At 41.8% G+C, this 16,063-nt stretch carries 20 protein-coding genes and 1 pseudogene; 8 read left to right on the forward strand and 13 right to left on the reverse strand.

Going from position 1 to position 16,063, the window contains the following annotated elements; genetic code table 11:
* The first annotated feature begins 135 nt into the window (after positions 1 to 135).
* Positions 136 to 429, forward strand: a complete 294-nt coding sequence (locus FTU98_RS12605) for a hypothetical protein (protein WP_004970123.1) — start codon at positions 136 to 138, stop codon at positions 427 to 429.
* 84 nt (positions 430 to 513) lie between these two features.
* Here FTU98_RS12605 and FTU98_RS12610 read toward each other — a convergent pair whose 3' ends face one another.
* The gene (locus FTU98_RS12610; protein WP_096902732.1) at positions 514 to 1,422 is read right to left on the reverse strand and encodes a DMT family transporter; all 909 of its coding nucleotides are present in this window, start codon (positions 1,420 to 1,422) and stop codon (positions 514 to 516) included.
* A 285-nt stretch (positions 1,423 to 1,707) separates the two neighbouring features.
* Between FTU98_RS12610 and FTU98_RS12615 the strand changes: the two genes are divergently transcribed.
* Entirely contained in the window at positions 1,708 to 2,253 is a 546-nt protein-coding gene (locus tag FTU98_RS12615; RefSeq protein WP_004970127.1) for a glutathione peroxidase, read from the forward strand.
* Positions 2,254 to 2,577: 324 nt separating this feature from the next.
* The gene (locus tag FTU98_RS12620) at positions 2,578 to 3,168 is read left to right on the forward strand and encodes a hypothetical protein (RefSeq protein ID WP_178319011.1); all 591 of its coding nucleotides are present in this window, start codon (positions 2,578 to 2,580) and stop codon (positions 3,166 to 3,168) included.
* A gap of 78 nt (positions 3,169 to 3,246) precedes the next feature.
* Here FTU98_RS12620 and FTU98_RS12625 read toward each other — a convergent pair whose 3' ends face one another.
* The 10 genes from FTU98_RS12625 to FTU98_RS12670 all read right to left on the reverse strand — a co-directional run bounded on the left by FTU98_RS12625 (position 3,247) and on the right by FTU98_RS12670 (position 11,437).
* A complete protein-coding gene (locus FTU98_RS12625) occupies positions 3,247 to 3,666 on the reverse strand; it encodes a F0F1 ATP synthase subunit epsilon (protein WP_004970132.1) in 420 nt (139 codons plus the stop codon).
* Between the two features lie 27 nt (positions 3,667 to 3,693).
* Positions 3,694 to 5,088: a F0F1 ATP synthase subunit beta gene (gene atpD / locus FTU98_RS12630; protein ID WP_004970134.1), complete on the reverse strand. Its 1,395-nt coding sequence runs from the start codon at positions 5,086 to 5,088 to the stop codon at positions 3,694 to 3,696.
* A gap of 29 nt (positions 5,089 to 5,117) precedes the next feature.
* Positions 5,118 to 5,987, reverse strand: a complete 870-nt coding sequence (atpG, locus tag FTU98_RS12635) for a F0F1 ATP synthase subunit gamma (RefSeq protein ID WP_004970136.1) — start codon at positions 5,985 to 5,987, stop codon at positions 5,118 to 5,120.
* An 83-nt stretch (positions 5,988 to 6,070) separates the two neighbouring features.
* Positions 6,071 to 7,615 carry a F0F1 ATP synthase subunit alpha gene (atpA, locus tag FTU98_RS12640; RefSeq protein WP_004970138.1) on the reverse strand — a complete coding sequence of 515 codons (1,545 nt, stop codon included), beginning with the start codon at positions 7,613 to 7,615 and terminating at the stop codon, positions 6,071 to 6,073.
* Between the two features lie 40 nt (positions 7,616 to 7,655).
* On the reverse strand, positions 7,656 to 8,192 hold the full coding sequence (locus tag FTU98_RS12645) for a F0F1 ATP synthase subunit delta (protein WP_004970141.1): 537 nt from the start codon (positions 8,190 to 8,192) through the stop codon (positions 7,656 to 7,658).
* 14 nt (positions 8,193 to 8,206) lie between these two features.
* Entirely contained in the window at positions 8,207 to 8,677 is a 471-nt protein-coding gene (locus tag FTU98_RS12650) for a F0F1 ATP synthase subunit B (RefSeq protein WP_004970142.1), read from the reverse strand.
* 39 nt (positions 8,678 to 8,716) lie between these two features.
* Complete coding sequence (gene atpE / locus FTU98_RS12655) at positions 8,717 to 8,962, reverse strand: F0F1 ATP synthase subunit C (protein WP_000424060.1); 246 nt, start codon at positions 8,960 to 8,962, stop codon at positions 8,717 to 8,719.
* Positions 8,963 to 9,047: 85 nt separating this feature from the next.
* Positions 9,048 to 9,923 (reverse strand): F0F1 ATP synthase subunit A, encoded by an 876-nt coding sequence (atpB, locus tag FTU98_RS12660; protein ID WP_004970145.1) that lies wholly within the window; start codon positions 9,921 to 9,923, stop codon positions 9,048 to 9,050.
* 103 nt (positions 9,924 to 10,026) lie between these two features.
* Positions 10,027 to 10,425 carry an ATP synthase subunit I gene (locus FTU98_RS12665; RefSeq protein WP_004970147.1) on the reverse strand — a complete coding sequence of 133 codons (399 nt, stop codon included), beginning with the start codon at positions 10,423 to 10,425 and terminating at the stop codon, positions 10,027 to 10,029.
* A gap of 172 nt (positions 10,426 to 10,597) precedes the next feature.
* Complete coding sequence (locus FTU98_RS12670; RefSeq protein WP_104852883.1) at positions 10,598 to 11,437, reverse strand: metal ABC transporter solute-binding protein, Zn/Mn family; 840 nt, start codon at positions 11,435 to 11,437, stop codon at positions 10,598 to 10,600.
* Between the two features lie 135 nt (positions 11,438 to 11,572).
* Between FTU98_RS12670 and FTU98_RS12675 the strand changes: the two genes are divergently transcribed.
* The 3 genes from FTU98_RS12675 to znuB are packed head-to-tail and all read left to right on the forward strand — an operon-like array spanning position 11,573 to position 13,635.
* Positions 11,573 to 12,067 (forward strand): transcriptional repressor, encoded by a 495-nt coding sequence (locus tag FTU98_RS12675; protein WP_004970151.1) that lies wholly within the window; start codon positions 11,573 to 11,575, stop codon positions 12,065 to 12,067.
* The gene (znuC, locus tag FTU98_RS12680) at positions 12,043 to 12,831 is read left to right on the forward strand and encodes a zinc ABC transporter ATP-binding protein ZnuC (RefSeq protein WP_131261255.1); all 789 of its coding nucleotides are present in this window, start codon (positions 12,043 to 12,045) and stop codon (positions 12,829 to 12,831) included. The genes FTU98_RS12675 and znuC overlap by 25 nt, the downstream gene beginning before the upstream one ends.
* 3 nt (positions 12,832 to 12,834) lie before the next feature.
* Positions 12,835 to 13,635 carry a zinc ABC transporter permease subunit ZnuB gene (znuB, locus tag FTU98_RS12685; RefSeq protein ID WP_004970154.1) on the forward strand — a complete coding sequence of 267 codons (801 nt, stop codon included), beginning with the start codon at positions 12,835 to 12,837 and terminating at the stop codon, positions 13,633 to 13,635.
* On the opposite strand, the gene FTU98_RS12690 is transcribed toward znuB, so the two are convergent.
* Both FTU98_RS12690 and FTU98_RS12695 read right to left on the reverse strand, forming a co-directional pair.
* The gene (locus FTU98_RS12690; RefSeq protein ID WP_136144785.1) at positions 13,632 to 14,030 is read right to left on the reverse strand and encodes a hypothetical protein; all 399 of its coding nucleotides are present in this window, start codon (positions 14,028 to 14,030) and stop codon (positions 13,632 to 13,634) included. The genes znuB and FTU98_RS12690 overlap by 4 nt on opposite strands.
* Positions 14,031 to 14,141: 111 nt before the next feature.
* Entirely contained in the window at positions 14,142 to 14,762 is a 621-nt protein-coding gene (locus FTU98_RS12695; RefSeq protein ID WP_180009307.1) for a LysE family transporter, read from the reverse strand.
* A 159-nt stretch (positions 14,763 to 14,921) separates the two neighbouring features.
* On the opposite strand from FTU98_RS12695, the gene FTU98_RS12700 reads away from it, so the two are divergent.
* Both FTU98_RS12700 and FTU98_RS12705 read left to right on the forward strand, forming a co-directional pair.
* The gene (locus tag FTU98_RS12700) at positions 14,922 to 15,842 is read left to right on the forward strand and encodes a Dyp-type peroxidase (RefSeq protein ID WP_180051492.1); all 921 of its coding nucleotides are present in this window, start codon (positions 14,922 to 14,924) and stop codon (positions 15,840 to 15,842) included.
* A 115-nt stretch (positions 15,843 to 15,957) separates the two neighbouring features.
* Positions 15,958 to 16,063: pseudogene (locus FTU98_RS12705) on the forward strand (adenylosuccinate lyase); the annotation flags it as partial.

The raw sequence follows: 16,063 nt of genomic DNA on the forward strand, positions 1-16,063 counted from the left end.
TCATCCAATTATTTTAACAGTATTTTTCTTAATAGTGACTATAGTACAAGTATTTAAAACGACATTTCGTGTCGTTCATATGGTTTACTCCAGTCGCTTATATCCTCGTGCTGAACCACGAGGTTTTACGCTCCAGTGGATAAAAAAAAGCTCAACCATATAGGGATGGTTGAGCATAAAAAGGATGTGTATAAAAGCACATCCAGAGGGTTTGAAAATCTTGCTGCAAATGATATTTCACTGATTATTGAATACAGTGGATCGTTTTCAGTACGTGAATTATGGAGTAATTTAGTCGACTATACAAATAGATTTTTCCTATTAATCCAAGACAAATATTCAATGAAAGATTCATCTTTTTTTCTTAACAATTTAAATTATCTTACTATTTTTACAATTATTTTAGAAAAATTAAAAAAACTGTCATAATTCATAACACTCAATACTGTATAAATTTTGAATAAAAGGCATTTTAAATACACCTTTATGTGATCAAAAAAACACCAATTAAACTCAACTTTTTGCTTGAATGTGTACGCGTGCTTTCATTTGTGCCAACACAATACCCGTTAAAATAATCAATCCACCGATACTGTGATAACTCCCCCACACTTCTGCCAACCAAAAATATGCAATGATAGCCGTGAAAACAGGCATCAAATTCATAAAAATACTGGTGCGATTTGGCCCTAAATATTGAACGGCCAACATCCATACCAAAGGTGCAATAATTGAAGGAAATATACCTGCATACAGCACACTTAAACCATTTTGGCTATTTAAATGATCCAAGCCGAACCACAAAATAAATGGCAGATGGTAAAGTAAGGCGAATATAATTTGCACATAAAGACTCAGCATGAGCGGCAATTTTAAATTCCATTTCTTTAAAAACACCCCATAAAAGGCGTAAAAAAATACCGCCAAAACCATGAGCATATCGCCCGCATGTCCTGTCAGCTGACTGAGTTGACGCAAATCTCCTTGTGCAATCACATACAACAAACCCGAAAATGAAATAATGCAGCCCAAAACCGCAAATCGTGTCGGAATGTCTTTTAAGATCAGCAATGAAACCAAAACCGTAAACATGGGAATAAACGCATTAATAATGCCCATATTGGTTGCAGTGGTGTAATTGGCTGCGGTATAGCTTAGACCTTGATACAGCACCAAACCAAAAGCACTAAGCACTGCCAACTGTTTCAAATGTGGACGAATCAACTCACGCTGCTGCCAAACTTTGGGCAATATCCACGGGGTTAAAATCAGAAAAGCAATCAACCAGCGATAAAAACTGATACTGACGGGTGAAATATACTCCGCCACATACCTCGTTACTGCAATATTTAAAGACCAAATCAATACCGCAATCAATGGCAATAAAATTGCCCAAAATACGCCTTTATCTGACCGTATCATGTATTCATCATCCTTGTTGTACCAAACAGCATACCTGCTGTGAAACCCTTTTCTATAACTGACTTGTGATGCAAAGTGCTAAAAACCCAGTGTCTATTTATGGCACTTTTCGCTCGATTTATCCATCAATAAAATAAAATGCAGATACGAATTACATTTTTCTGCGCAATATCACGGCTATGCGGGATTCCATCAGTGTCGTAAATTTCTTTGCTATAAAACTTGCTGTACCCAAAAATTACAGTTACAACAGTAGCGGTAAAATACAGATTCTAGGAAGCAACTATGCGCACTTCAGTTTATGACATTGCAGTAAAAACCAATCAGGGTACGGAAACCACATTAAATCAATATGCAGGAAAAGTGTTGTTGATCGTGAACGTGGCATCAAAATGTGGCTTAACCCCGCAATACGAAGGCTTACAGCAACTCTACGCAGCAAAACAGGCACAAGGCTTAGAAATTTTAGCCTTTCCATCGAATGATTTCTTGGCACAAGAACCGGGCAGCGATACAGAAATTCAGGAATTTTGCTCACTGAATTATCAGGTGAGTTTTCCATTGTTTGCTAAAATTCCAGTCGTGGGTGCAGAAAAACATCCTCTCTACACGGCTTTAACGCAAGCAATTCCTGAACGTATTGGTGAAGGCCCATGGTGGAAAGATTTGGTTGATTACGGCTTAACCCCAAATGAACCACCTGAAGTATTGTGGAACTTTGAAAAGTTTTTGGTGAATAAACAAGGTGAAGTGGTGGCGCGTTTTGCCCCAGATTTAACCGCAGATGACCCGCGCATTGTAGAAGCGATTGAGGCTGAATTGGCTAAATAATTTTTTATTCAGCAAGTTAAAGAGTTCTTTCATAAATTCTCTTTAAATCAATAATTCAGCTCCCTCATCCTCTTGCGGAATATATTCCTCATCCTGAGCCATATATGGCGCAAGAGAAGGGACTATCAATATCAATTCGACGCATTACTTATGATCATTTTTCTTTTATGAAAGAAGTGTAATTCATAGGAGTTTCTTTAAAACTCCTATTTTTTTTGATTTAGACAAAAAAATTAAGATTTGTTATTGCTTTGCAACAATCTGTTTTTTATTCATATTTTCGTTTTATATTCATTCTCAATGAGTACCAAAAATCACATGAATATGAAAAATGTATCTTCGAAGACACTACTTCCGTTTGCACTATTGAGTTCTGCCTTGCTACTCAGCGCCTGTGATCAAATGAACACGCCGCAAACGCAAACAACTAATCAAGATGATTCCAGCGCATCATCCAACAGCAATACAAACCCAACCAACGCTCCATTAAGCAGTGGCAATATGTTCTATATTGTGCGCGATGTGGCTGATCTACAGCTCAAAGCAGGTCAATATGTCGAACAACTGAATCAAACCAAGTCTGAATTGCAAACCGCTGTAGATGCGCAAGATCCACAACAATTACAAATTGCAGCGACTCAATTACAACAGCAGTTACAAGGCTTCAATCAAACACTAAGCAGCCTAGACTTAAAAACACAGGAAATTGATACCATCCGTCAAAACTTATTGGCTGCCAATCAGCAAGTTTTGGCTTCACCATTTTTAAATGGACAAGTCGATTTAAGCAAAGTGGACTTTAAGAAACTGGAACAGCAAATGGGGAGTATTCAAGCTGAAATGCTAAAACTGGCGGGGATGATTTTACAGGGCGAATCGAATCAACCTACTGATACCACCAATATGGCATCCTAAGCAAAGATAAGACTTCAATTATAAACAGTATAAAAAAAGCCACTCTTTCGAGTGGCTTTTTCAATCTTAAACCGACAATTAAAGTGCGCGGTTTTTGATTTTGCGGATGGTTTCCAACTGTGCAGCAGTTTCTGCCAAAGCAGCCAAAGCAGCAGCAGAGTCCAAATCGCTCTTTTGATTTGCCAACAATTGTTCAGCGTGTTTACGCGCTTCAATAATTGCCGCTTCATCTAAGTTTTCTGCACGAACTGCAGTATCTGCAAGAATCGTAACAACATGCGGTTGAACTTCTAGAACGCCACCAGATACATAGATTAATTCTTCTGTACCATTTTCCAGCAGAACGCGGATTGCACCCGGCTGAAGCAAAGTTACCAGTGGTGCGTGACCCGGCATAATACCGAGTTCACCGCCAGCACCTTTTGCAATTAGCATAGTCACAGTGCCCGAGTACAAAGACTCTTTTACACTTACAACATCACATTGCATAGTCGCCATGAGAATCTCCTAAATTAGAGCTGCTAATTAAAGTTTCTCGGCTTTAGCAATCACTTCGTCAATACCACCAACCATATAGAACGCTTGTTCTGGGATATGATCGTATTCACCAGCTAGAAGACCTTTAAAGCCACGAATTGTATCTTTAAGCGGTACAAGTTTACCAGGCGCGCCAGTAAATACTTCAGCTACGTGGAACGGTTGAGAGAAGAAACGTTGGATCTTACGTGCACGGTATACAGTAAGTTTGTCTTCTTCTGACAATTCGTCCATACCAAGAATTGCGATAATGTCTTTCAATTCTTTATAACGTTGAAGAACGTTTTGAACTGAACGAGCAATTTCGTAATGCTCAGTACCAACAACTAATGGATCTAACTGACGTGAAGTTGAGTCTAGTGGATCGATCGCAGGGTAAATACCTTGAGATGCAATATCACGGCTCAATACTACAGTTGCGTCTAAGTGCGCGAACGTTGTAGCAGGTGATGGGTCAGTCAAGTCATCGGCAGGTACGTATACAGCTTGAATAGATGTAATCGAACCAGACTTAGTTGAAGTAATACGTTCTTGAAGAACACCCATCTCTTCTGCAAGTGTAGGCTGATAACCTACTGCAGATGGCATACGACCTAGAAGTGCTGATACTTCAGTACCTGCTAGTGTATAACGGTAGATGTTGTCTACGAACAATAATACGTCACGACCTTTACCGTTCTCATCTTTTTGATCACGGAAGTACTCAGCCATAGTCAAACCAGTTAACGCTACGCGTAAACGGTTACCAGGCGGCTCGTTCATCTGACCGTAGACCATTGCTACTTTGTCAAGAACGTTAGAGTCTTTCATTTCGTGATAGAAGTCGTTACCTTCACGAGTACGCTCACCAACACCAGCGAATACAGATAAACCTGAGTGCGCTTTAGCGATGTTGTTGATCAACTCCATCATATTTACGGTTTTACCAACACCCGCACCACCGAACAGACCAACTTTACCACCTTTCGCGAACGGGCAAAGTAAGTCAATGACTTTAATACCAGTTTCTAAAAGGTCAGTAGAAGCCGCTTGTTCTGCATAAGAAGGCGCTTGACGGTGAATTGGTAAACGCTCTTCAGTTGCAACTGGACCAGCTTCGTCGATAGGGCGACCAAGAACGTCCATGATACGACCAAGTGTCGCTGTACCTACTGGTACAGAGATTGGCGCGTTAGTGTTAGTTACGTTCAAACCACGCTTAAGGCCTTCAGTAGAACCCATTGCAATAGTACGAACTACGCCATCACCAAGTTGTTGCTGAACTTCTAATGTAGTTTCAGTACCGTCAACTTGGAGAGCGTCATAGATCTTAGGAACGCTGTTGCGTTCAAACTCGACGTCGATAACCGCGCCGATGATCTGAATGATACGACCGCCACTCATTGCTGTCTCCTCAATTCAAACTAATAATGTTAAACGGCAGCGGCACCACCAACGATTTCAGAAATTTCCTGAGTAATCGCGGCTTGACGCAGCTTGTTATAAATAAGTTGTAGGCTCTTGATCAGTTCACCTGCGTTATCTGTTGCAGCTTTCATTGCAACCATACGCGCAGACTGTTCACATGCGATGTTTTCAATCACACCTTGATAAACCATAGACTCGATGTAACGAACCAATAAACCATTTAACAGCTCTTCAGCTTCTGGTTCATAGATATAATCCCAACCGTATTGACGGTTAAGAGTCTTGTTTTCTTCAGCAGATGCTAAAGGAACAAGTTGTTCGATTTTCTGATCTTGAGTCATGGCATTGACAAAGCCGTTTGACACGAGGTAAATGCGATCTAACTCGCCTTTATCGTACGCATCTAACATCACTTGCACAGAGCCAGATAACTGTTCAAGACTTGGCGCGTCACCTACGTTTGTAGTTGCACCAAGCACTTTACCGCCGTAGTTTTTAAAAAACGAAACCGCTTTTTGACCAATTAAAGCAAACTGAACTTCAATTGACTGCTCTTGTTGTTGCTGTACATGCTTTACAACTTTCTTGAACAAGTTAATGTTCAAGCCACCTGCCAAACCACGATCTGAAGACACGATGATATAACCAACGCGTTTTACAGGGCGTTCAATCATATAACGGTGTTTGTATTCAGGGTTCGCCTGTACCAAATGAGCAATTACACGGTGCATATTTTCGGCATACGGACGGCCTTGAGCCATGCGCTCTTGCGCACGACGCATCTTAGAAGCAGCAACCATTTGCATCGCGCGAGTAATCTTTTGCGTGCTCTTGATACTAGCAACTTTGGCGCGAATTTCTTTTAAATTTGCCATACGCTTAACCTAGTATTCGAAAGCCCTTTCAGGCTTCCGAAGGTTGATTCCGTGAACCAAACCCCTAACTAGCCAATGCTAAATTAGTAAGTTTGAGTCGCTTTAAAGCTTTCAATACCTGCTTTGATTGCAGCTTCGATGTCTTTGTTGAAATCACCAGTTTCATCGATTTGTTGCATTAACGCAGCATGTTCTGAACGGAAGTAAGAAATTAACGCAGCATCAAAGTCTACGATTTTCTTCACTTCTACGTCAGCCATGTAGCCTTCGTTAGATGCATAAACTGAAACAGCTTGGTCAGCAATTGAGTATGGCGCATATTGTTTCTGCTTCATTAACTCAGTTACACGTTGACCATGTTCAAGTTGCTTACGAGTTGCTTCGTCAAGGTCAGAAGCGAACTGAGCAAACGCTGCCAATTCACGGTATTGCGCCAAAGCGGTACGGATACCACCAGACAATTTTTTGATGATCTTAGTTTGAGCAGAACCACCAACACGCGATACAGAAATACCCGCGTTCACAGCAGGACGGATACCCGCGTTGAATAATGATGTTTCTAAGAAGATCTGACCATCTGTAATCGAAATTACGTTGGTTGGTACGAATGCAGATACGTCACCTGCTTGAGTTTCAATAATCGGCAATGCAGTTAAAGAACCAGTTTGACCTTTAACTTCACCGTTAGTGAATTTCTCAACGTAGTCAGCAGATACACGAGAAGCACGCTCAAGTAGACGCGAGTGTAGATAGAACACGTCACCTGGATACGCTTCACGACCTGGTGGACGACGTAAAAGCAATGAAATTTGACGATACGCAACAGCTTGCTTAGACAAGTCATCATAAATGATTAACGCGTCTTCACCACGGTCACGGTAGTATTCACCCATTGTACAACCAGAGTACGGAGCTAAATACAGCATTGCTGCTGGATCAGATGCACCTGCTGCGACAACAGTGGTATACGCCATAGCGCCAGTTTCTTCTAGCTTACGTACTACGTTTGCGATAGTCGATTGTTTTTGACCAATTGCTACGTATACACACTTAATGCCAGAGTTTTTCTGAGCGATGATCGCATCGATCGCCATTGCTGTTTTACCAGTTTGACGGTCACCAATGATCAACTCACGTTGACCACGGCCTACAGGGATCATGGTATCAACTGATTTATAACCAGTTTGAACAGGTTGATCCACTGATTGACGCCAAATTACGCCTGGTGCTACTTTTTCTACAGCATCAGTTAATTTTGCATCAATAGGGCCTTTACCATCAATTGGGTTACCCAAAGCATCTACCACACGGCCTAAAAGTTCTGGACCAACCGGAACTTCTAATACACGACCTGTGCAACGTGCTTTTTGACCTTCTTGAAGGCTTAAGTAGTTACCTAAAACAACGACGCCCACTGAATCCTGTTCTAGGTTCAGTGCCATACCAAATAAGCCGCCGTCGAATTCGATCATTTCACCGTACATTGCATCAGCAAGGCCGTGAATGCGCACAATACCGTCGGATACCATAACAATGGTACCTTCGTTTTTAGCGGTCGCGCTGGTGTCCAGATCGCCGATACGCTGTTTAATGAGCGCACTGATCTCGGATGGATTCAGTTGTTGCATTGCGCTATACCTCAATCTTTTATTAGTTCAGTCTTCGCAATTAAGCTAAAAGACGTGTCCGCATTTTTTCAAGCTTGTTAAGCGCAGAATCATCTATCACTTGGTCGCCTGCACGAATAACCACACCCGCAATTAACGCTGGGTTCACTTCTACAGAAACATTTACTGCCGCAGCGAAACGTTTTTCTAACGCTTGAGCAAGAATTTGTTCTTGTACAGAAGTCAATGGGAATGCTGATTCAATCACAACATCCACAGTATTGTTATTCTGTGATTTGAGCTGTTCGTATTCTGCTTGAATTTCAGGAAGCAAAGCCAAACGGTTGTTTTCAGCAAGCAATGTCAAAAAGTTTGACACTGCTGCAGTTTGGTCTTCACCTAAAACTTTGGCAAAAATACTCACCTGCTCAGCAGGCGTAAGCTCAGGGCGATTTAAGTAAGCTGAAAATGCTTCGTCTTGCACCGCAGCACTGAGCAAGTTAAGTGCTGTTGACCAATTGTCAGTTGCACCTTGCTCAGAAGCGTAAGCAAATGCTGCTTTAGCGTATGGGCGTGCCAACGTCAAGAGTTCAGCCATAATCTGCCTCTCTCTTAAAGTTTAGCAGCCAGCTGAGTCAGCATGGCATTGTGAGCTTCTGCGTCAACTTGCTGGCTAAGAATTTTCTCTGCACCAGTTACTGCAAGCGCAGCTACTTGTTGACGTAATTCTTCGCGAGCAGAATTGATTTCTGTATCAACAGCTTCTTTCGCTTGTTGACGAATACGCTCACCTTCAGCAGATGCTTGGGTACGCGCTTCTTCTACCAATTGTGCTGCACGACGATTCGCTTGTTCGATCAATTGAGCCGCTTGTGCTTTAGCTGCATCTAATTCAGCTTTCACTTGAGCTTGCGCATCGGCAAGATCAGCTTTGGCTTTCTCAGCTGCATTTAAGCCGTCAGCAATACGACGCTGACGCTCACTAATCGCATTGATTAGTGGTGGCCATACAAACTTCATGCAGAATGCGACGAAAATCGCAAATGCAATCGCTTGGCCAAACAATGTGAGGTTGATATTCATTGCAAATTCCTCAAATAGTGAATTTCGGAATTAAGCTGATTAACCTACAAATGGATTAGCGAAGATGAAGAACAAGCCAATACCAACACCGATCATAGGCACAGCATCAAGAAGACCTGCGATTAAGAACATACGAGTTTGAAGTTGTGGAGCCAATTCTGGTTGACGAGCAACAGCTTCAAGGAAGCGACCGCCTAAAAGACCAAAACCAATCGCAGTACCTAAAGCACCGAAAGCGATCAAGATAGCAGATGCAATTGCAACTAGACCTAAAGTGAGTTCCATGATAATTCCTCAGAGGTTAGGTTTTATACCAAATTAAGTTAAAAAATTGTGTGCCCAACCGCCCGATGACAGTTAGGCCATACCATTAATGCTTTTCGCTTGCCATGCTCATGTACACGATAGTCAACATCATGAAAATGAATGCTTGTAGCGTAATAATCAAAATGTGGAAAATCGCCCAAGGCACAGACAATGCCCACTGGATCCAGAACGGTAATAACGCGATAAGAATGAAGATTAACTCTCCCGCATACATGTTACCGAACAGTCGTAGAGCCAATGAAACTGGTCGCGCCAAGAAAGTAGTCAATTCCAACAATAAGTTGAATGGAATTAAAAGCACTTTAGCAACTGGATTACTTGGGTTGAATGGGTTAAGTGCCAACTCACCAACGAAGCCGCCAACACCTTTCTCACGAATACTATAGAAAATAATTAAGAAGAATACAGAAATAGACATACCTAAGGTAATGTTTGGATCTGTAGTCGGAACAATTTTAAAGTAAACCTGATGAGGGTCCACACCCAGCATAGATGCAATCGCCTGTTGAGCTACATAAGGAATAAAGTCAACAGGGATCAAATCCATCAAGTTCATGAGGAAAATCCACACGAAAATGGTTAATGCTAAGGGTGCAATTAATCGAGACTTCCCATGGAAGGTATCACGTACACTTGAATCCACAAACTCGATAATCACTTCAATTACTGACTGGAATTTACCAGGCACGCCTGAATTTGCAGCTTTCGCAACAATCCAGAACAATAAACAGAAGATCAGACCAAGTCCGATAGACCAACCCATTGAATCCAAGTGAATAGCAGTGAACCCCATCTGTTGAGCTTCTTCAGCAGACTCAGCCAACTTCCATGAACCGTCTGGCATTTTGCCATAGGTCATATTGGTCAAGTGATGCTTGATATACTCGGTCGAAGTAAGGGCATGTTCTTCAGCAGCCATAAATCACACCTGGTCAATGTAAAAAAACTAATAGAACAAACGAACATCGCGTGCTGCTTGATATCTCGCCTATTCCTGAAAAACTTTTCAATTTTTGCTGCGTTTAGACTCGTTTTTGTAATCGTGACACCCAAAATGGCGCAACCCACGACATGCTTTGAACGAGCATAAAACCACAAAACAATGCCACCGGGGATAACGGCTGTACATTGCTTAAAATTAAAATGAATCCTACGATCACGATTGCAAACTTACCGAGCATTCCTCTATACATGTTCGAAAGAACCTGTCTGGACGCTCGTGCACCTGCTGCTCGAAACGACTGCCATGAAAAATAACAACTTGCCAACCAACAAACACTAGCACCAAGTGCAGCGCTTAAGGCAGCCGTTGAGTCTTTCAAGACCCACGCTATCAGGGCTGAAACTGGAATCATGAATGCTTGTAAGAAGACCAAAGCTTTAGCTAATCGTCGGTCAATCAAGCGACTAGTTCGGCTCATTTTTTTATCCACTCACAGCATTAATGCTTGACAAGTTCAACTGATGATCGTTTTTTATCGCAGGCATTATAGAGTTAGCCCCCTGAACATGCAATCGTTTCCCGACCTTAGTCGTGTTTTTTTGCATGTTTGTCTCGGAATTGTCATATTTCAATTTTGCTTAAAAAACGCATCATTTTCGTGCATTTAATACACAAGCCTTGGTTTGCTTGGCTAATTGCTGCCACGCTTGCACAAAATCATCTGCACCGCGCATGCTTTCATCGACCTTTTGAAACACAATTGGATTCAATTTCATATACTGATTTTTACTGGCATGTCCTTCTGCAAGTAGGCACATTTTTGGATTTGGTCGGTGATCGTTCAAATATTTAATTTGTGCGACTGTTGGCGCAATATGCGGATCATTGGTCATCGACCCAGAAAATTCTAAATTTAAGGCACGTTCTAAATATTGATAGGCATCGTGATAAGCCCAATATGGCTGTACTGCAGTTTGAGTCTGAAACTGACTTGCACTTTTGAATAAACTCTGTGCGAAGGCACGTGCGTTATTCCAATAAGCATCGCGATGTTCAGGCATTTGCTGAGAACGTAACGCGGCAATAAAGAAGCCGATACGCACCGCATTGTTTGGGTCTAGCCAGACATGGCTGTCTACTGTATTTTTTAATGCTGCACCACGTTCTGAACGCTGCGGCAAAGTTTTCATAATGCCCGTATCTAATAAAGCAATCGCTTTAGGATTTTGATGTAATACACGTTCTAGCGGTGCTTCATGCGCCTTACCTAGCCAAATAATTAAATCCGCATCTTGGATGATTTTTCGATGTGCAGGCGTGAGCGATACATCATGCCCTGTTTGATCTGCCAGTAATAACGTGGGTGTTTCGATATTTTGCGTGACTTTTTGGGCAATCAAATAGATAGGATGGGTAGACACCACCAAAGCCTGCGCCATGCTGACAGTACTGCATAACGCTAAAAGACAGAAACTAAATAAACGAAACATTGCGGCATATCACGAAAAATCGACAAATGTTATAATATAACAAATTTATAAAAATACCTACGTATAATCGAAACTAATAACGCTTCATGCTAAGATTTACTGTCGTTTTTCTTTTAAAGTTCAACTGGGGTGGCTATGAGCTTATGTTCGCACGAGCATCACAATGCATTACATGGCGTTCACGACCATCACAATGTCGATCAACGTCTTGCCGAAGCTGAAAGTTTATGTGCGGCAACAGGTGCTCGTTTAACACCGCTACGTAAAGAAGTGTTGGAACTCATTCTCAAGGCATCTGCACCAATGGGTGCTTATGATTTATTGGCGAAAATTAAAAGTGAGTCTGATCGTCCTGCAGCACCGCCAACGGTGTACCGTACTTTAGATTTTTTACTGGAAAAAGGACTAATTCACCGTTTGACTTCAATCAATGCCTATATTCCTTGCTGTCATCCACGTGAAGGACACCAAGCGGCTTTTTTAATCTGTACTGAATGTAAAGTCGTTAAAGAAGCTTCAGCGCAAGGTTTATTAGAGCAATTAGATCAGTTGGCAGCCTCTGACCGCTTTAGCCCGCATCACAGCATTATTGAGATTTCTGGAAAATGTCAGCAGTGCAACAGCAAATAACCACTGCACCGCTCATCGCCTTGCACAATATTCAGGTGCGAATAGATGAGCGCGATATTTTAAAAAATGTCGATTTTGAATTACATGCACGTGAAATTGTCACGCTAATTGGCCCCAATGGCGCAGGAAAATCGACTCTAATTAAAGTCTTGCTTGGCATTGTCAAACCAAATGCAGGCAAGCTCGTAAATGCTCGCAAATTGACCTTTTCTTATGTGCCGCAAAAGTTTAATCCTTCACACAGCTTGCCTTTAAGAGTGAAAGATTTACTGGCTTTAGAAAAATGCCCAGACGCAATTAAAGCAGAAATTATCCGCGATACTGGCATTGCCAAACTGCAAGATTCAAAAGTACAACAACTGTCTGGTGGTGAGCGGCAACGGGTGCTATTGGCACGCGCCTTATTACGTCAACCTGATGTTTTGGTACTGGATGAGCCGATGCAAGGACTAGATATTCAGTCCGAAGCTGAACTGTATGACTATGTGCGCAACTTACCGAGCAAATATGGCTGTGCGGTGTTGATGGTGTCGCATGATTTGCAATGGGTCATGCAAGGTACGCATCGTGTGGTATGTTTAAATAAACACATTTGCTGTAGCGGTTTGCCCGAAAATGTACAGCAACATCCTGAATACCAAGCTATTTTTGGAACCAATCGGGTGTTTTATCAACATCACCATGAACACTGCGCCCATGGCGATCATGCCGAGCCTTGTCAGCATGATTCACGTCCTCATATTCACCCTGAACCGGAAGCTTAACCCATGATGGATTGGCTACAATTGCTGTTACCTGCATGGATCATGGGCAGTTTATTGGTATTTTTGACCGCCCCACTTGGCTGTTTAATGCTGTGGCGACGTATGTCCTTTTTTGCCGATACGATGGCGCATGGCACCTTATTGGGTGTGGCGATTGCAGGCGCGTTGAGTTTACCTCTGTGGATGGGTGTGACCTTCTTGGCATTATTATTGGTGGGTGTTTTATGGATTTTACATGATCCACGGTTGCCGAATGATGCATTATTGGCGCTCTGCTCTGCGACCTTGCTCTGTTCAGGGTTGCTCTTTATTCAACATATTCCAAGTTTGCGCCCTGAGTTGCTGAGCTATTTATTTGGTGATTTACTCACCATTTCATGGGCAGATTTACCTGTATTTGCCCTAGTGATTATTGTTGCTTTAGCGGTGCTGTATAAATTTTGGCAGGCACAAATTCAAATTGCAATTGACCCTGATATTGCGGTCAGTGAAGGCGTGAATGCCCAATGGCAACGCCTGATTTTTATGTTGTTGTTGGCATTATTTACCGTATTGGCTTTACGTGCAGTCGGTTCTTTATTGATGGGCGCATTGTTGGTGATTCCCGCTTTAACCGCACGTTTATTGGCTCACTCGCCTAAACAAATGGTGATTTGGGCATTTATTGTGGCGCAAATTGCAGTCAGCGTAGGTTTATGGTCAAGTGCGGGCTTAAATATTTCGACAGGTTTAAGTATTGTGATGACTATGGCGATCATTTTTGCGGTGATTTTTAGCGTTCAAAAAGTCAGAAAGATAGCTTAGTTTTTCGTTAATGAATATCTATATTTTTGTATTGCAGCAATGAGCATTACGACCAAAAATGGCAGTATATACGCTATCCACAGTGCTATATCACTATGAATCACTTGCTGTAAAAGACTCAATTGCTGCTGACTTTCTGAAACAGCATTCCAATCTATCTTTTGTAGATAAAACATTGCATGAATGGCAATCAACAACACAGCCGTAATATTAATCAACACCACACTTTGCCACACCGTATGTTTAAAATAAGTTTGCAAGGCGGCAAATACAAAAGAAAAAATCAAATTGATACTCAAATGTGCCATCAAAGCAATTGGCCAAAACACGCTATCTACTGAAAACTGAATTGCTAATCCAATTGCAATTAAAGTTGAAAAACTTAAAAGCAACATGCTGATCCACCAATGTTGCCAATAAAGTGCTCGCGGAATACATTTTATTTTCAACGTATGTCTCAATCTATTTTTATAATTACAGCGTACACTTTTGTGTAATTGAAGACATTACTGATGCACCAAACTCAACAAAAACGCAGCACCTGCAAACAATGCAGCAAAAGTACGATTCATAAATTTTTGCTGCTTCGGTGATCTTAACAAACGCAAAACTTTTGCAGCCAAGCCCGTATAGCCCGCCATCACAATCAAATCAATACTAATCATGGTCAGTGCCATAATTGCATATTGCGTCCATTGCGGTTTAGATAAATCTAAAAATTGGGGTAAAACTGCCAATAAAAACACAATTGCTTTGGGATTGCTCATATTAACCAGAAAGCCGTACATCACCAATTTTCCAGCAGATTTGCGCGTCAACTCATGCTGAATTTCAATCGACTGTGCAGGCGCTACCCATTGCAAATACGCCAGATACAACAAATACGCCACACCAAACCATTTCACAATCAGAAATGCCCAAGGCGTTGTCGCAAATAATACCCCTGCCCCTGCGGCTACAATCGCAATTTGCAATAATAAAGCCAGTTGTAGACCAATCGCATTCCAATAACCATGTCGAAAACCATAACTCAAACCGCTCGACATCGAAGCAATCGCACCCGCGCCAGGTGAAACACTAATCACCCAACAGGCCAACATAAACGCAATCCAAACTTGATAAGACATATATCGCTGCTTTTCACAAGACAGTGCATTATATGATATTTCACTTAATCTCATGGCTAAAAACGTTGAATAAAATCGGGTTCGGGCTATTAAGCCTGCATGCAATCAGGCACAATAAAGTCAACTTTATAGAAAACAACAAATTTTCAGGAGCTATACATGACTGCCCAATCTGTAATTTTGCCACTACCTTCAGATCATGCTCGCTTTCTTGTACTTCGTTTAAAATACTTAAGCATTGCTGAATTAAAAGAAAAATTGGCTGACTTGTTTAGCACACGGGATCGTTTGATTACCCAACATCCACATGCCCAAATTAAAACTGGCGTTGCTTTTGGTCCTGAACTTTGGGCACAGCTCTATCAGCAATCTCCAGAAGGTTTTAAACAATTACAACCGATTCAAGGTGCGTACCCAATGCCTGCCGTGCCTGCAGATGTGATCATTCACCTCGCCAGTACACGTGCGGATATTTGCTTTGCACTTAGTCAGGCATTTTTTGAGGGGATTCAAGACAAAATTGAAGTCTTGGATGAACGGGTTTGTTTCCGTTATTTTGATGGACGCGACATGACTGGCTTTATTGATGGTACCGAAAACCCACAATTTCCAGATGATCGTGCTGAAGTTGCACTTTTAGGCGAAGATGCAGGCGTGTTTGCCGATGGTTCATTTATTTTTGCACAGCGCTATTGCCACGATTTAGAAAAATGGAAAAAGCTCAAAGTCGATGCCCAAGAACACGTGATTGGACGTACCAAGCTAGAATCGATTGAATTAGATGAAGATGTACAACCTGAAAATTCGCACGTTTCACGTACTGTCGTTGAAGATGATGCAGGCGATGAAATGGAAATTTTGCGCCATTCTTTACCTTATGGTGATGGCAAAGGCGATCAGGGTTTATTCTTTATTGCCTATACCAAAGATTTGAGCATTATTGATGCCATGTTAGAACGTATGTTTGGTACTTCAGGTGATGGCATCCACGATCGTTTATTGCATTTCGTCACCGCCTTGGATGGTGCATATTACTTTGCCCCGAGTGAGGAGTTGCTAGAAGAAGTTTTGGAAGACTAATCTGCAATTAGTATGAAGTCGTAAAATATCAGCGACTTCATACTGATTTATCGTTTCTTTTGGACTGAACCGTACCGGGTTTGTCGGAGACCACTTTTCTTGAGAGAATGTCCCGATGAAAAAAGTAAAATACACCCCTGAAATCAGAGATAGAGCGGTTCAATTATTGATTGAATCCGAAAAAGATTATCCATCGAATTGGGCTGCGATCACAGCAATTG

The organism is Acinetobacter sp. YH12211 (assembly GCF_013418015.1).
Lineage (GTDB): Bacteria > Pseudomonadota > Gammaproteobacteria > Pseudomonadales > Moraxellaceae > Acinetobacter > Acinetobacter towneri.